General features: G+C 68.0%; 12 protein-coding genes. 3 read left to right on the top strand and 9 right to left on the bottom strand.

Annotated elements, in window-relative coordinates:
• Window positions 1–69: 69 nt before the first annotated feature.
• The 6 genes from AC6EUH_RS17495 to AC6EUH_RS17470 all read right to left on the bottom strand — a co-directional run bounded on the left by AC6EUH_RS17495 (window position 70) and on the right by AC6EUH_RS17470 (window position 6,385).
• Window positions 70–561, bottom strand: a complete 492-nt coding sequence (locus AC6EUH_RS17495) for a carboxymuconolactone decarboxylase family protein (protein ID WP_056430605.1) — start codon at window positions 559–561, stop codon at window positions 70–72.
• A gap of 520 nt (window positions 562–1,081) precedes the next feature.
• Window positions 1,082–2,086 (bottom strand): glycerate kinase, encoded by a 1,005-nt coding sequence (locus AC6EUH_RS17490; protein WP_056430603.1) that lies wholly within the window; start codon window positions 2,084–2,086, stop codon window positions 1,082–1,084.
• A 4-nt stretch (window positions 2,087–2,090) separates the two neighbouring features.
• Window positions 2,091–3,023, bottom strand: coding sequence for a 3,5-dioxohexanoate:acetyl-CoA acetone transferase (gene kce / locus AC6EUH_RS17485; protein WP_056430601.1), 933 nt, complete (start codon window positions 3,021–3,023; stop codon window positions 2,091–2,093).
• Window positions 3,024–3,067: 44 nt separating this feature from the next.
• Complete coding sequence (locus AC6EUH_RS17480) at window positions 3,068–3,832, bottom strand: SDR family oxidoreductase (protein ID WP_056430598.1); 765 nt, start codon at window positions 3,830–3,832, stop codon at window positions 3,068–3,070.
• 41 nt (window positions 3,833–3,873) lie between these two features.
• Window positions 3,874–5,193, bottom strand: coding sequence for an MFS transporter (locus tag AC6EUH_RS17475; RefSeq protein ID WP_235500238.1), 1,320 nt, complete (start codon window positions 5,191–5,193; stop codon window positions 3,874–3,876).
• 133 nt (window positions 5,194–5,326) lie between these two features.
• Window positions 5,327–6,385 carry a LacI family DNA-binding transcriptional regulator gene (locus tag AC6EUH_RS17470; RefSeq protein WP_056430595.1) on the bottom strand — a complete coding sequence of 353 codons (1,059 nt, stop codon included), beginning with the start codon at window positions 6,383–6,385 and terminating at the stop codon, window positions 5,327–5,329.
• 236 nt (window positions 6,386–6,621) lie between these two features.
• Here AC6EUH_RS17470 and clpB point away from each other — a divergent pair, with 236 nt between their 5' ends.
• On the top strand, window positions 6,622–9,291 hold the full coding sequence (clpB, locus tag AC6EUH_RS17465) for an ATP-dependent chaperone ClpB (RefSeq protein ID WP_499739424.1): 2,670 nt from the start codon (window positions 6,622–6,624) through the stop codon (window positions 9,289–9,291).
• Between the two features lie 92 nt (window positions 9,292–9,383).
• Here the strand turns inward: clpB and AC6EUH_RS17460 are convergent, their stop codons facing one another.
• Entirely contained in the window at window positions 9,384–10,205 is an 822-nt protein-coding gene (locus AC6EUH_RS17460; protein WP_156367587.1) for a septum formation family protein, read from the bottom strand.
• A 291-nt stretch (window positions 10,206–10,496) separates the two neighbouring features.
• On the opposite strand from AC6EUH_RS17460, the gene AC6EUH_RS17455 reads away from it, so the two are divergent.
• Both AC6EUH_RS17455 and AC6EUH_RS17450 read left to right on the top strand, forming a co-directional pair.
• The gene (locus tag AC6EUH_RS17455) at window positions 10,497–10,730 is read left to right on the top strand and encodes a DUF3073 domain-containing protein (protein WP_082492711.1); all 234 of its coding nucleotides are present in this window, start codon (window positions 10,497–10,499) and stop codon (window positions 10,728–10,730) included.
• Between the two features lie 220 nt (window positions 10,731–10,950).
• Entirely contained in the window at window positions 10,951–11,733 is a 783-nt protein-coding gene (locus tag AC6EUH_RS17450) for a VOC family protein (RefSeq protein ID WP_056430588.1), read from the top strand.
• A 70-nt stretch (window positions 11,734–11,803) separates the two neighbouring features.
• Here AC6EUH_RS17450 and purM read toward each other — a convergent pair whose 3' ends face one another.
• Window positions 11,804–12,976 (bottom strand): phosphoribosylformylglycinamidine cyclo-ligase, encoded by a 1,173-nt coding sequence (gene purM, locus AC6EUH_RS17445; protein ID WP_056430585.1) that lies wholly within the window; start codon window positions 12,974–12,976, stop codon window positions 11,804–11,806.
• Window positions 12,973–14,637, bottom strand: a complete 1,665-nt coding sequence (gene purF / locus AC6EUH_RS17440) for an amidophosphoribosyltransferase (protein ID WP_056430583.1) — start codon at window positions 14,635–14,637, stop codon at window positions 12,973–12,975. Before purF ends, purM begins: the two co-directional genes overlap by 4 nt.
• Window positions 14,638–14,661 lie beyond the last annotated feature (24 nt).

Below are 14,661 nucleotides of genomic sequence, written 5' to 3'. Positions count from 1 at the left end.
GGGGCGTTGGGCCCGGCGGGCGGCAGGGGCGGGCGGGTGCGGCGTCCTGCTGGGGCAGCCGGCGCCGGCTTACCCGCGGTCCTTGCGGACGGGGTGCTGGCTGACGATCGACACCCGGTTGAAGGCGTTCATGGCGATCACCAGCCAGCTGACGGCGGAGAACTCCCCGTCCGTGAGGTGTTTCCTCGCGGCGGCGCCTTCATGCTCGCGGGCCCGGGCGTCGGAAATGTTGGTGATGGCTTCGGCCAGGGTCAGGGCGGCGCGTTCCTTCTCGGTGAACAGGTCCGTATCCCGCCAGGCCGGCAGGACCGCGAGGCGCTGCGCGGTTTCGCCGTTTTTCACGGCGTCGCCGACGTGCAGGTCCAGACAGTAGGCGCAGCCGTTGATCTGCGAGATGCGGACATTCAGCAGCTCGATCAGGGTCTGGTCCAGGCCGGCCTCATCGGCGGCTTCCTTGGCTTTCAGGCCGAGCCCGTTGAGGGCCCGCCAGGCGGCGGGATGGGCCTTGTCCAGGAAGACGGACCGGGTGGTGTGGTGCTGCGCTGCTGCTGTCTCATCCATGTCAAAAGCCTACCCACGGGAAACAGCAAAAATACCGCGTGACAAATCTGTCACATGTGTGACAAGATGCATGAACAGCGAAATCCCCTGCAGGAGCGGTTCCCCCGGCCGTTCCACTGGAGCTGGTCCGCCGACATCGGACCAGCCCCATTAATCGGCGGTCGGCTCCTTGGGGGAGCCGACCGCCGAAATGGTTTAACGGGGTTTGGGCCGAGGCGCCGCCTGCGGGACATGTCCAGTCCCGGGTGCAGCCCGCCCTGGACGCACTAGGGGACATGCCCAGTCTTGCGGTTCGATCCCGGGGGACATGTCCAGTCTTTGGCCCGGACAGTGGGCATATGGGGACTATGTCCAGTGCTTGCAGCTAGCGGAGGGCATGTCCAGCGGATGGGCAGGCAGGCTCGGGCCCGCCCTGCACACGCCGGGTGGACATGTCCAGTCTTGCGGCTCGATCCCGGGGGACATGTCCAGTCTTTGGCCCGGAGAGTGGGCATATGGGGGCTATGTCCAGTGCTTGGAGCTAGCGGAGGGCATGTCCCCTCGTGTTCGCCGGGCACGCCGTGGCGACCGCCGCACCCGCACGTGTCATCGCGGCCGCGTCGCTCGCCACAATCACACGGGCGAAGTTCTTGGCGTAGCCGCCCAAGTCCTCGTGGACGGAGCCGACGACGGCGTACACCGGTGTTGTGCCGCTCCGGGCCAGCACCGCGGCGATGATCTTGCCCTGGCCGGTCTGGGAATCCAGCCGGCCCTCTCCGACCACCACGGCACTGCAGCCGGGGAGGTGGCGGTCAAAGTCGAGCAGGTCCAGCACATAGTCGGCGCCGGAGACCAGCGTGGCCCCGTATCTGGCCCACAGGCCGCCGGAAAATCCCCCGGCTGCCCCGGTCCGGTCCACGGTGCGCGGGTCGCGGCCGTGTTCGCGGAGAAACGTCAGGGCCTGCTGCTCAAGACGGCCGGTCAGCATTTCGACGGCGGCCGGCCCGGCGCCCTTCTGCGGCCCGAACACCCGGGCGGCGTCGCCGAACCGGGTGGTCACGTCGCTGAGGACCACCACCTCCGCGCCGCGGAGTCCGCCGCGTTCCTCGATCGCGGCGATGGCGCCGGCGCCGCCGTCGGTCGTGGCGGACCCGCCGCAGGCCACCAGGATCCGGCGGGCGCCCAGCCGCGCGGCCTCGGCGATGAGCACTCCGGTGCCGAAGGTGCTGGCCGTCACCGGATCCCGCTCCCGGCTGGAGGGAAGATTGAGACCGCCCGCCGCGGCAAGCTCGACGACGGCGGTCCCGTCCGCCGTCAGCCCGATCTCCGCAGTCAGATCGTCGCCCCACGGTCCGATGGTGCTGACGCTGACGCGCCGCGCGCCGAGGCCGCGGGCCAGCACGTCGAAGGTGCCTTCGCCGCCGTCGGCCACCGGCAGTTCGACGGCCGCGCCGCCGGCCGAGCGGATCCCGGCCGCAATGTGCCGGGACACCTCGACGGCGGTGAAGGTCCCCTTGAAGCTGTCCGGGGCAACGAGGATGCTCATGCGCTCAGAAGCCGACCTTGTCGCGGCCTTTGAGCTGCAGCATGTCGCGGGCCTCATCCGGGGTGGCGACCTCGAAGTTGAGGGCCTCGAGGATGGTGCGGATCCGGGTGACCTGCTGGGCGTTGGACGTGGCCAGCTGGCCGGGGCCGATCCAGAGCGAGTCCTCCAGTCCCACCCGGACATGGGAGCCCATGGCCGCGCCGATGGTGGCCAGGGGCATCTGGTTCTTCCCGGCGCCCAGGATGGACCATTCGTAGTCGTCGCCGAGGAGCCGGTCCGCTGTCCGGCGCATGTGCATGAGGTCCTCCGGGTGCGCGCCGATCCCACCGAGCAGGCCGAAGACCGACTGGACGAACAAGGGCCCCTGGGCCAGACCGCGGGCGTGGAAGTGCGCGAGGTTGTTCAGGTGCGAGATGTCGTAGCACTCGAATTCGAAGCGGGTGCCGTTCTCGTTGCCGATGCCTAAGATGGTCTCGATGTCCTGGAAGGTGTTCTTAAAGACCAGGTCGCGGCTCTTTTCGAGTCCTTCCCGCTCCCAGGCGTGGCCGAACTCGGTGAAGCGGTCCAGCATCGGGTAGAGGCCGAAGTTCATCGAACCCATGTTCAGGGATGCGAGCTCGGGCTTGAACAGGGCCGCGGGCTGCATGCGCTCTTCCACGGTCATGTGCGGCGAGCCGCCGGTGGTGATGTTGATGACGGCGTCGGTGTTGCGCTTGAGCTTGTCCAGGATCGGGGCGAAGTGTTCCGGGTCCTGGGAGGGGCGGCCGTCCCGGGGGTCGCGGGCGTGCATGTGCACGATGGCGGCGCCCGCCTCGGCGGCGCCGATGGCGGCGTCGGCGATCTCATCGGGGGAGACCGGAAGGTACTGGGACATGGACGGGGTGTGGATGGCGCCGGTAACGGCGCTGGTGATGATGACTTTGCGGGAAGCAGCCATGGGAAGGTCTCCTAGGGTGGGTCGAATCGTCCGGGCGGGCTGGATCAGTAGAGTTTCTCGGTGTTGCCGTCGACGGCCAGGGCCTGGCCGTTGACGTTGCGGGCCATGTCGCTCGCGGCGAAGGCGGCCATGTTCGCGATGTCCTCGGCCTCGATCAGCCGCCCCAGCGAGGACTGGTTGTGGTAGAGCTCCGAGACCTTGTCCGCCGGCAGGTCCAGCATTTGTGCCTTGGCCGCGATGACGGCGTCGATCCGGGGGCCGTTGACCGCGCCGGGGCAAATGGCGTTGACCCGGATCCGGTCGGGACCGAGCTCGATCGCGAGGGTCTTGGTCAGCCCGATGACGGCCCACTTCGACGCCGAATAGGCGCTGCGGCCGGCCATGCCCAGCCGCCCGGCGGCGGAGGAGAGGTTCACGATCGAGGCTTCCCGGCCCTGCCGCAGCATCGGCAGGGCGTGCTTGATGCAGAAGAACTGGCCGTGGATGTTGACGTCGAACGTGGCTTTCCACGCGGCCGTGTCCAGCGATTCGACGGGCCCGGTGGGTCCCGCGATGCCGGCGTTGTTGACGAGGACGTCCAGGCCGCCCAGTTCCGCCTGGACCAGGGCCATCAGTTCGCGGACCTGATCCTCGTCGGAGACGTCGCTGACGGCGGCGGCGAGGCCGTTGACGCGGGCCTTCTCGACGGCGTCAGGGTCAATGTCCGTGACGAAGACGGCGGCGCCGAGCGCCTGGAACTTGGTGGCGATGGCCAGGCCGATGCCGTTGGCCCCGGCGGTGACCAGCACCCTCTTTGAGCTGAAATCCATGAACTTTTCCTTGCGTTGGTGAAGCGGTGGGGAGGGCAGGCCTAGTGGGCTACGGGGGCGAGCTGCGGCTTTTCCGTGCCGCGCTTGAGCATGAGCGAGAGCAGGGCGCCGATGATGCACATGCCCACGATGAACCAGAGACCGGAGAGCTTGGAGCCGGTGGTGTCCTGCATCATGCCCATGACGTACGGGCCGAGGAAACCGCCGCAGAGGCCGATGGTGTTGACGAAGGCGATGCCGCCGGCGAGGGTGGCGCCGGTGAGCCGGGTGGCCGGGTAGGTGAAGAGGATCGGCTGCAGGGCGAAGAAGTTGAACGCGGCGAGGCAGAAGCCGATCATGCCGAGCACGGGACCGCCGACGGCGCCGAGGGCGAAGCCGGAGACGATGCCGATCATCGTTCCCGTGACGAGGAGGCGGGAGCGCCGGCCGTCGGTGGCGAACCGGGGAATCAGCAGGGCGCCGGCGGCGGAGAAGATCCACGGGATGGCCGTCAGCAGGCCGATCTGCAGCGGGTTGAGCTTGCCGTAGGTGCCGATGATGGAGGGTAGGAAGTAGGACAGGGCGTAGACGGCGATCTGGTGCGTGAAGTAGATGCCGACCACCAGGAGGATCTGCTTGTCCTTCAGGATGTCGCGGAGGCGGTGGTTGCCGGACGCTTCGGCGCCAGCCTTTTCCTCAGCGGCGATGCGGGCTTCGAGGTCTGTGGCTTCTTCAGGGGTAAGGAATGATGCCTGGGTGGGCCGGTCCGGGAGCTTCTTCCAGACGACGTAGGCCAGGAGGCAAGCGGGCAGGCCTTCGATGATGAACATCCACTGCCAGCCGTGCAGGCCACCGAAACCGTCCATGGTGAGCAGCAGGCCGCCGAGCGGTGCGCCGACGATGTTGGCGATGGAAACGCCCAGCAGGAACATGCCGTTGGCTTTCGCCCGGTCCTTCACCACGAACCACTGGGTCAGGAAATACATCACGCCGGGGAAGAGCCCCGCCTCGGCGACGCCGAGCAGCATCCGCATGATGTAGAAGGACCATTCGCCCTGCACGAAGGCCATGCAGGCGGAGATGATGCCCCATGTGATCATGATCCGCATGATCCAGAAACGCGCGCCCACCTTGTGCATGATCAGGTTGGACGGGATTTCGGAGAGGGCATAGGTCAGGAAGAACAGCCCGGCGCCAATGCCGTAGGCGGTGGCGGAGATGCCGAGGTCGATCTCCAGCCGGTCCTTGGCCATGCCGATGTTGGTGCGGTCCAGGAACGCCATGATGTAGGCGCCGATAAGGATCGGCATGACTCTGCGGAGGATCACACCGTTGATTTCTTTTGGTGTGCGCATCTTCGTTGGTGCGGATACAACTGACATGGTGTTCTTCCTTGTATTGGTGGTCAGGTCTGGTGGATGGGGGTTCGGGGCAGCCCGGAGGCCGGGCAGCAGGGCAGGAGCCAGGGTGCCTGGCCGGGGATGTGCGTTGGCGGGGGTCAGCGGGTGGCGGAGGTCAGCCGGGGGATGGGATGCAGCCGCAGGTCCGCCCGATATGAAGGCGGTGCGTGCATACCTTGGAGCTGTAGGTCCCGGAGGGGGCCTCGATGCGTTTGAGCAGCATGGCGAAGGCCTCGTGGGCCATTTCCTGTTGCGGCTGGACGATGCTGGTCAGGTTGATGAGCCCGGACCGGCTGTGGGGGAGACCGTCACAGCCGGCGACGGCGACGTCGTCGGGAATCCGCAGCCCTTTCGCCAGGGCGTATTCCATAACGCCGATGGCCAGTTCGTCGCTCCCGCAGACCACGGCCTGCGGCGGTGTCGCCGCGGAAAACAGGCGCTCGGCCGCCAGCCGGCCGCCTTCGTTGTTTACCCGGGTGCTGATCTTGCGGTCACCGCTGATAGTGATCCCCGCAGCCGCGGCGGTGCGGACGAAGGCCTGTTCCCGGGCCAGTGACGCAGTGGAAAACCGCGGCCCGATCACTGTGGCGATCTCCGTGAAGCCGTGGCTGAGCATGTGCTGCATCAGCGTCGTCGCGGCGGCGTCGTCGTCGATCCCGACAAAGTCGGAATCGAGGAAGTCGGCCCGGCGCGAGAGGCAGACGTAGGGAATCCGGGCTGCCCGCAAGGTGCGGAGCGCGGTGGCGTCGTCCCGGAGTGACGCTGCCAGGATGATGCCGTCCACGTTGCGGTGCGCGAGGGTGGACGTGACCTGGGCGAGCACGTCCGGATCGTCCTGGGTGGTGGCGACGAAGACTTCGTAGCCGGACTCGGCCGCGGCGGAAATGACTGCCTGGGCCCACCTGGGAAACATGGGGTTGATGATGTTCGGCAGGATCAGGCCGATCACCCGGGTCCGCTGCGCATCGGTGGACTGAGAGGACTTACGGGGCCTGAAGCCCAGTTCGTTGGCCACGTGGATGATGTGGCGGCGGGTTTCCGGCGACACGCCGCCCTTGCCGTTGAGAACGTAGGACACCGAGGCGGGGGAGACTCCCGCTGCCCGGGCCACGGCGGCGGCCGATACCTGCGGGGCAGGGCGTTCTGCGGCAGCACTCGTGGTGTTCCTGCGCATCCCGGCCCTCCTTCGCGTCGTTGTTGGCCCCTGTGACCTCAGTTACATTAGGTAGGCGAGTTCGCGTTAAGCAACGTTAAGTGATTTCCGGGCCGAGTCGGAACGCGACGCCGTGGGGACTCCGGCCCTAGACAGTCATTTCGCCGTGGGCAAACATGGACCCAAACGGACCCGATACAAAGTTGAGCGGAGTACACTCAACTTTAAGACCAGCATGTTCCCGAAAGGAGCTCTCTTTGGACGCCAAGTTCACCACCAAGAGCCAGGAGGCTCTCGCGGCCGCCGCGATGAACGCCTCGACGGCCGGGAACCCCCAGCTCGAACCCGCCCACCTGCTCAAGGCGCTGATGGACCAGCGCGAGGGTGTCGCCGTCGCGCTCCTCCGCGCCACGGGGGCGGACCCGGATTCCGTCAGCGTCCAGGCGAGCACCGCCATCAAGGCCCTTCCCGCCACCTCCGGGAGCAGTGTGCAGCAGCCGCAGCTGTCCCGTACTGCCCTGCAGGCCATCAAGAACGCCCAAAATGAGGCCGAGCGGCTCGGCGACAGCTTCGTCTCCACCGAGCACCTGCTGCTGGGGCTGGCCTCCGGAAGCGACGCCGTCGGCAAGCTGATGCGCGACGCCGGCGCCTCCCACGAAGCCCTGCTCGCCGCCCTGCCGGGCGTCCGCGGCGACCGCAAGGTGGACAACGCGGACCCCGAAAACTCCTTCCAGGCGCTGGAGAAGTACGGCACCGACCTCACCGCGATTGCCCGCTCGGGAAAGCTGGACCCGGTGATCGGCCGCGACGCCGAGATCCGCCGCATCATCCAGGTGCTGAGCCGGCGGACCAAGAACAACCCCGTCATCATCGGCGAACCCGGCGTCGGCAAGACCGCCGTCGTCGAAGGCCTTGCCCAGCGGATCGTGGCCGGCGACGTCCCCGAGAGCCTGCGCGGCAAGACCCTGATCGCGCTGGACCTCGCGTCCATGGTGGCCGGCGCCAAGTACCGCGGCGAATTCGAGGAGCGGCTCAAGGCCGTGCTGGAGGAAATCAAAGGCTCCGAAGGCCAGATCGTCACGTTCATCGACGAAATTCACACCGTGGTGGGGGCCGGCGCCACCGGGGACAGCTCCATGGACGCCGGCAACATGCTCAAGCCCATGCTGGCCCGCGGCGAGCTGCGCCTCATCGGCGCCACCACGCTGGACGAGTACCGCGAAAACATCGAGAAGGACCCCGCCCTGGAACGCCGCTTCCAGCAGGTCTTCGTCGGCGAGCCCAGCGTGGAGGACACCATCGGCATCCTGCGCGGGCTCAAGGAGCGCTACGAGGCGCACCACAAGGTCGCCATCGCCGACTCCGCCCTCGTCGCCGCCGCCGCGCTCTCCAACCGCTACATCTCCGGCCGGCAGCTGCCGGACAAGGCGATCGACCTCGTGGATGAGGCCGCCTCCCGGCTGCGCATGGAGATCGACTCCGCCCCGGAGGAGATCGACCAGCTGCGCCGCTCGGTGGACCGCCTGACCATGGAGGAACTGGCCCTGGCCAACGAGACCGATCCGGCGTCGGTGGAGCGGCTGGCCGCGATCCGGGCGGACATGGCGGACAAAAAGGAAGAATTGGCCGCGCTCAACGCCCGCTGGGAGTCCGAGAAGGCGGGCCTGAACCGTGTGGGAGACCTCAAGGCCCGGATCGACGAACTGCGCTCCGCCGCCGAGAAGTTCCAGCGCGAAGGCGACCTCGAGGCGGCCTCGCGGATCCTGTACGGCGAACTGCCCGCCCTGGAGCGGGAACTCAGCGAAGCCGCTGAAGCGGAGTCGGCGCGGGTGGCCGGCGGCGGCGCCAAGCAGGACCTAATGGTGGCCGACGAGGTCACCGCCGACGACATCGCCGAGGTGATTTCGGCCTGGACCGGGATCCCCGCCGGCCGCATGCTGCAGGGCGAGAGCCAGAAGCTGCTGGAGATGGAGCACGTGCTAGGCGAGCGGCTGATCGGCCAGTCCAAGGCCGTCACCGCGGTCTCGGACGCCGTCCGCCGCGCCCGCGCCGGAATCAGCGACCCCAACCGGCCCACCGGTTCCTTCCTGTTCCTGGGCCCCACCGGTGTCGGCAAGACAGAACTGGCGAAGGCCCTGGCCGACTTCCTGTTCGACGACGAACGCGCCATGGTGCGGATCGACATGTCCGAATACTCGGAGAAGCACTCCGTGGCCCGCCTCGTCGGCGCCCCTCCCGGCTACGTGGGCTACGAGGAGGGCGGCCAGCTCACCGAAGCCGTCCGCCGCCGCCCCTACTCCGTGCTGCTGCTGGACGAGGTGGAGAAGGCCCATCCCGAGGTGTTCGACATCCTCCTGCAGGTGCTCGACGACGGCCGCCTCACCGACGGCCAGGGCCGCACCGTGGACTTCCGCAACGTGATCCTGGTGCTGACCTCCAACCTGGGCAGCCAGTTCCTGGTGGACCCGACCCTGGACGCGAATGCCAAGCGCGAGGCTGTTATGGCCACTGTGCACGCCTCCTTCAAGCCCGAGTTCCTGAACCGGCTCGATGAAGTGGTGCTCTTCGACCCGCTGAACATCGAGGAGCTGTCCCGGATCGTGGAGCTGCAGGTCAAGGAACTGGGCGAACGCCTCAAGGGCCGCCGCCTCAACCTGGAAGTGACCGAGGGGGCCCGTGCCTGGCTCGCGGTGACCGGCTTCGACCCGGCCTACGGCGCCCGGCCGCTGCGCCGCCTGGTGCAGCGGGAAATCGGCGACCGGCTGGCGAAGGCCATCCTGGCCGGGACCATCGCCGACGGCGACACCGTGCTCGTGGATACCGCACCGGATCTCACGGAGCTGACCATGGGCGGCGCCGAGGGGTCGGACCGGCCCGACGGCGGCGCCTCCACCGGCAGCGGGCTGTCCGTCCGCCGCAAGGGGTAGGCCCGAAGCATCAAAAGAGAACTGCCAGCCGGAGCGTGCTCCGGCTGGCAGTTCTTTTCTTCAGGACGAGTGCCGCGAGGGTTCGTGAACCCTTAGGGGATCAGCGATTCCTTGATGACATTGCCGGCATCGGCGGTGACGTAGCAGTCCACGCGGCGGTCGCCGTTGTCCCAGCTCGTGGAGCTCGGGTACGCGTTGCGCTGCTTCAGGTCGTAACCGGTGGCAGCGGCGGCCAGCTGCGCATTCCGGCAGGTCTCGCGGCCCTTGTCCTTCAACGCGTTCAGCCCGGGATAGCCGGCGGAATCCTCAAAGTGGTGGACGGCGATCAGCTGGGCCGAGTGCCCCGTGGAGCAGTCCACGACCGTCGACTCCGGAGCTTCCGGGTCGAAATCCTTGAAACAGTCGCCGGGCTGGAATTCCAGCGGGCCGACTCCCTTCAGCGGAAGTGGTCCCCGCTTCACGGGGGCGGCCGACGTCGTGGCGGACGCGGCCGGGGACGTATCCGCGACAGGCTGCTTGCTGCCGCCGCCCAGCGAGGCAACCAGCCAGACCAGCAGACCCACGACGACGACGGCGGCCGCGGCGGTGCCCATCCGCACGGGGCTCTGGCGGCGCAGCCAGCCGCCCAGCTGCGAGGCCTTTTCCGAGGCCGCCTTGCCCGCCCCGGCCAAGGCGTTGGACGCCGCCGCGGCGCGTCCCGGCGTCGGGGGTGCAGCAGGAGCGGCCGGGGGCGCAACGGGAGTTGCCGGGGGCGCCGGCACGATCGGCGTCGCGGAGGTCGGCGGCGTCGACGGCTTCGGGGGGATGGCAGATGGGGTGTGTGGTGCGGCGGGGGCGGACCGTTCGCCCGGTCCGCCGGCAGGAGGAACCCCAGGCAGGCGGGGGCCGCTGCGCCTCTCGTTCTCTTCGGTCACTGAGAATTCACCACTTTCGAGCGTCTTTGCCGCGGCTGGACGCGCGGCGGAAGGACCCGTTTCCGCGAGTCCACTACGGAACTCTATCTAAGATGCCGGGCGGCCTGCATGCCGCAGGGGCGCCGCCCGGGGTTCCGGAGCGCGCAACACTGCCCCCGGCGGCCGCCCCGGGGAGCAGTTGCAGCAGAAAGCATGTAATCTAGGTGTACGACAAATTGACCAAACATTCCGGGGCCTCACCGATCGCCAATGGTGACCACCTCCGGTCCGAGTACAAAAGGGGGTCACGCCATGGGGCGCGGCCGTCAAAAGGCAAAAGCTACCAAGCAGGCTCGGGATATTAAGTACTATTCCCCGAACACTGACTACTCTGCGCTTCAGCGTGAGCTCAAGAGCTCAGAGGGTCGTGCACCGAGTCGTTTCTCGAGTGAGCCGGTTGAGCCGGATTATTCGGCTTATGTGGATAAGTACGCGGACGATGTGGAAGAGGACGACGACGAGGTTGATTCCCGTCGGATAGGTTAGTCGACACTTCTTCCCGGCATCAGCTTCTTTAGCGGATTGCCGACCACATGATTTCAGGCCCGCCGTCCACTCCCGCAAGGGTGTGGACGGCGGGTTTTCTGCTGCCGGTCCATACCCGAGCCACTCCCGGGGGCGGGGGCGCGGTTGTCCGGGCCGGCCCCTCGGGCTAGGTTGAAGCTGCGGCTCCGCCGGACCCGCACCAACCGTTCGGAAGGATGCCATGACCATGCGCACGGGGTTCACCGAAGGCGAGATTTGCTGGACGGACCTCCAGACCAGCGACGTCCCGGCGGCCAAGAAATTCTATGCGGCGGTGTTCGGCTGGCGCTTCGAGGACCTTCCCACCCCGGACGGGCGCAGCTACGCGCAGGCATTCCTGGGCGAAGACCTGGTCACTGTGATCGCGCCGCAGAACCCGCACCAGATGGCCGCCGCAGCGGCTCCGCAGTGGAACGTGTACTTCGCATCCCCCGATGCCGCCGAGCTCGCTGCCGGCCTGGTCCACGCCGGCGGAACCCTTGAGTTTGGTCCGGAGGCGGTGGGCGGCACGGGCGTGATGGTCTTCTTCGCCCCGCCCGGAGGGGGCACCACCGGTGCCTGGCAGGCCGGAACCCACCTCGGCACCGCGCGCGGCGGGGAGCCCGGCGCCCTGACCTGGGCCGAGCTGCTGACGCCCGAGCCGCAGTCCGCCGTCGGATTCTTCCAGCAGTTGTTCGGGCACGACGTCACCGAATACCCGCAGGACGACGGCGGCAAGTACTCCACGCTGATGGTGAACGGCACCGAAGTGGCCGGGATTGCCGCGGTCCCGGCGGACGCCGAGGGTACGCTCAAACCGGGATGGCAGGTGTACTTCGGGGTGTCAAGCGTCGCAAAGGCCGTCGCGGCGGCAGAGGCCGCCGGCGGCACGGTCCTGATCGCACCGGACGAGGCCGAGGAAGCCGGCACCATCGCCACCCTCGAGGATCCGCAGGGCGGCGTGTTCAGCGTGCTGGAGGTCTGAGGCCGCGGCTTAAACACATCGAGTGCTCCACTCCGGTGGGGAGGAGCACTCGATGTCGGTGACGAGGGGGTTAGGCGTAGGCGTTGACCAGGCGGACTGCGCCGCCGTCGACGCCCTTGGCGCCCTGCACGTAGTCCGGGCCGGTCTTGACTACGGAGTCCGAGTTTTCCTCGACGGTGCCCATGACCCAGGCCGGCAGCCCGCGTTCGTTGAGCCGGTTCACGGCGGCGTCGGCGGCTTCGGGGGAGACGATCGCCACCATGCCCACACCGAGGTTCAGCGTGCGCTCCAGGTCGGCCAGCGGGACGTTGCCCAGCTCGGCGACGAGCCGGAAGATGGCCGGGAGCTGCCAGGTGGCGCGGTCCACGGTTGCCAGCAGGCCCTGCGGCAGGACGCGGGCCAGGTTGGCGGCGAGCCCGCCGCCGGTCACGTGGCTGAAACCGTGCACGGCCTGGCCGGCGGCGGAGCCGTTCACCGGGAAGGTGCGGGCCAGGTCCAGGCAGTCGGCGGCGTAGACGCGGGTCGGTTCCAGGAGTTCCTCACCCAGCGTGCGGCTGAATTCGGAGACGTGGCGGTCCAGGGCCCAGCCGGCGTGGTTGATGACGCGGCGGACCAGGGAGTAGCCGTTGGAGTGCAGCCCGGAGGAGGCCATGCCAATCACGACGTCGCCGGCGCGGACGCGGTCAGGGCCCAGCAGGTCGGCGGCTTCGACAACACCGGTGGCGGCACCGGCGACGTCGTACTCGTGCTCGCCCAGCAGCCCCGGGTGCTCGGCGGTTTCGCCGCCCACCAGGGCGGTGCCGGCAACGGAGCAGGCGGCCGCGATGCCGCGGACGATGTCCGCGATGCGCTCCGGGACAACCTTGCCGCAGGCGATGTAGTCGGTCATGTACAGCGGCTCGGCGCCCACCACCACGATGTCATCGACCACCATGCCGACGAGGTCGAAGCCGATGGTGTCGTGGATGTCCATGGCCTGCGCGATGGCGACCTTGGTGCCGACGCCGTCGGTGGAGGTGGCCAGCAGCGGGCGCTTGTATGTCAGCAGCTTCGAGACGTCGTACAGGCCGGCGAAGCCGCCGACGCCGCCAATCACCGAGGAGTTGTGCGTCGCCTTGATGGCGTCCTTCATGAGTTCGACGGCGCGGTCGCCCGCTTCGACGTCGACGCCGGCGGAGGCGTAGGTGATGCCAACGGCGTTCTGGGCGGCGTTCATGTCAGCGGCCGGGGAGGCGGAAGTCATACGGGCTCTTTCTTGTCGGCTGGGGTGACGCGATCGGCATCGGTGAGCAGTTCTTCGAATTCGGCGTCCGGGCCCGGATCGCAGCCGGTGGCACCGGGCTTCTCTGCCGGGTCCTCATCCTCGGCGGTGCCGGGATCGACGTCGGCGGCCCCCGCAGCGGAGACGGCCGCGGTGCCGGCGGCGGGGAGCCCGCCCAGATCGGTGCGTTCGAGCAGGTTCTTGCCCAGCCTGTCGGGGGCCGGGAGCTCAATGGGGTACTTGCCTGTGAAGCAGGCGGTGCACAGGCGTTCGCGCGGCTGGCGGGTGGCTTCGATCATGCCGTCTTCGGAAATGTAGGCGAGCGAGTCGGCGCCGATGGCCTGGGTGATCTCTTCGATGGTGGCGCCGTTGGCGATGAGTTCCGCGCGGGAGGCGAAGTCGATGCCGTAGAAGCAGGGCCACTTGACCGGCGGGGAGGAGATCTTGATGTGGACGCTTGCGGCGCCGGCCTCGCGGAGCATCCGCACAATGGCGCGCTGGGTGTTGCCGCGGACGATCGAGTCGTCCACCACCACCACACGCTTGCCGCGGATCACCGATTCGAGGGCGTTGAGCTTGAGCCGGATGCCGAGCTGCCGCAGGGTCTGCGAGGGCTGGATGAACGTGCGGCCCACATAGGAGTTCTTGACGAAGCCGTGCGCGAAGGGGATGCCGGATTCCTCGGCGTAGCCCACAGCGGCGGGGGTGCCGGATTCCGGCACCGGGATGACGATGTCCGCTTCCTGGGTGTTTTCCCGGGCCAGCTGGCGTCCCATTTCCACGCGGGATTCGTACACCGAGCGGCCCGCGATGGAGGCGTCCGGGCGGGCGAGGTAAACATACTCGAAGACGCAGCCGGCCGGTGTCGCCTCGGCGAAGCGCTGCGAGCGGACGCCGTCCTCGTCGATCGCGATGAACTCGCCGGGCTCGATTTCGCGGATGAAGCTGGCGCCGACGGTGGCGAGGGCGGACTGCTCGGAGGCCACCACCCAGCCGCGTTCCAGCCGGCCGAGGCAAAGCGGACGGATGCCGTAGGTGTCCCGGGCCGCGTAGAGGGTGCCCTCATCCATAAAGACGAAGCAGAAGCCGCCCTTGATCTTGGGCAGCAGTTCCATGGCGGTCTGTTCGAGCGACTTGCCCTCTTCGCCCTCCAGCAGGGCGGTGACCAGGGCGGTGTCCGAGGTGTTGCCCTGTTTCATTTCGCCGGTGAGCTGGCCGCCGTTGCGGTCCACGATCATGGCCTTGAGCTCGGCGGTGTTGGTCAGGTTGCCGTTGTGCGCCAGGGCCACGGTGCCGGTCGCGGTCGCGCCCAGGGTGGGCTGCGCGTTGGCCCAGTGGCTCGCGCCTGTGGTGGAGTAACGGCAGTGCCCGACGGCCAGGTGCCCGGTCAGGGTGTTGAGTGTGGTCTCGTCGAAGACCTGGGACACAAGTCCCATGTCCTTGTAGACGTTGATCCGGTTGCCGTCGCTGGTGGCTATACCAGCGGACTCCTGACCGCGGTGCTGCAGTGCATACAGCCCGTAATAGGTGAGTTTTGCAACCTCTTCGCCGGGAGCCCAGACCCCGAAGACGCCACATGCGTCCTGAGGGCCTTTTTCGCCAGAGAGAAGGTCATGAGAAAGTTTTCCATCGCCGCGTGCCACTGGTCGATTATCTCACGTTGTGCG

This window comes from Arthrobacter sp. 001422645 (assembly GCF_059816125.1).
The sequence above is the reverse complement of the archived record's forward strand: the minus strand, read 5'-3'. Positions and strand labels throughout refer to the sequence as shown.

Coding starts and splice junctions, on each gene's coding strand:
- AC6EUH_RS17495 (WP_056430605.1), bottom strand. CDS start 561: ATGGATGAGACAGCAGCAGCGCAGCACCACACCACCCGGTCCGTCTTC.
- AC6EUH_RS17490 (WP_056430603.1), bottom strand. CDS start 2,086: ATGAGCATCCTCGTTGCCCCGGACAGCTTCAAGGGGACCTTCACCGCC.
- kce (WP_056430601.1), bottom strand. CDS start 3,023: ATGGCTGCTTCCCGCAAAGTCATCATCACCAGCGCCGTTACCGGCGCC.
- AC6EUH_RS17480 (WP_056430598.1), bottom strand. CDS start 3,832: ATGGATTTCAGCTCAAAGAGGGTGCTGGTCACCGCCGGGGCCAACGGC.
- AC6EUH_RS17475 (WP_235500238.1), bottom strand. CDS start 5,193: ATGTCAGTTGTATCCGCACCAACGAAGATGCGCACACCAAAAGAAATC.
- AC6EUH_RS17470 (WP_056430595.1), bottom strand. CDS start 6,385: ATGCGCAGGAACACCACGAGTGCTGCCGCAGAACGCCCTGCCCCGCAG.
- AC6EUH_RS17455 (WP_082492711.1), top strand. CDS start 10,497: ATGGGGCGCGGCCGTCAAAAGGCAAAAGCTACCAAGCAGGCTCGGGAT.
- AC6EUH_RS17450 (WP_056430588.1), top strand. CDS start 10,951: ATGACCATGCGCACGGGGTTCACCGAAGGCGAGATTTGCTGGACGGAC.
- purM (WP_056430585.1), bottom strand. CDS start 12,976: ATGACTTCCGCCTCCCCGGCCGCTGACATGAACGCCGCCCAGAACGCC.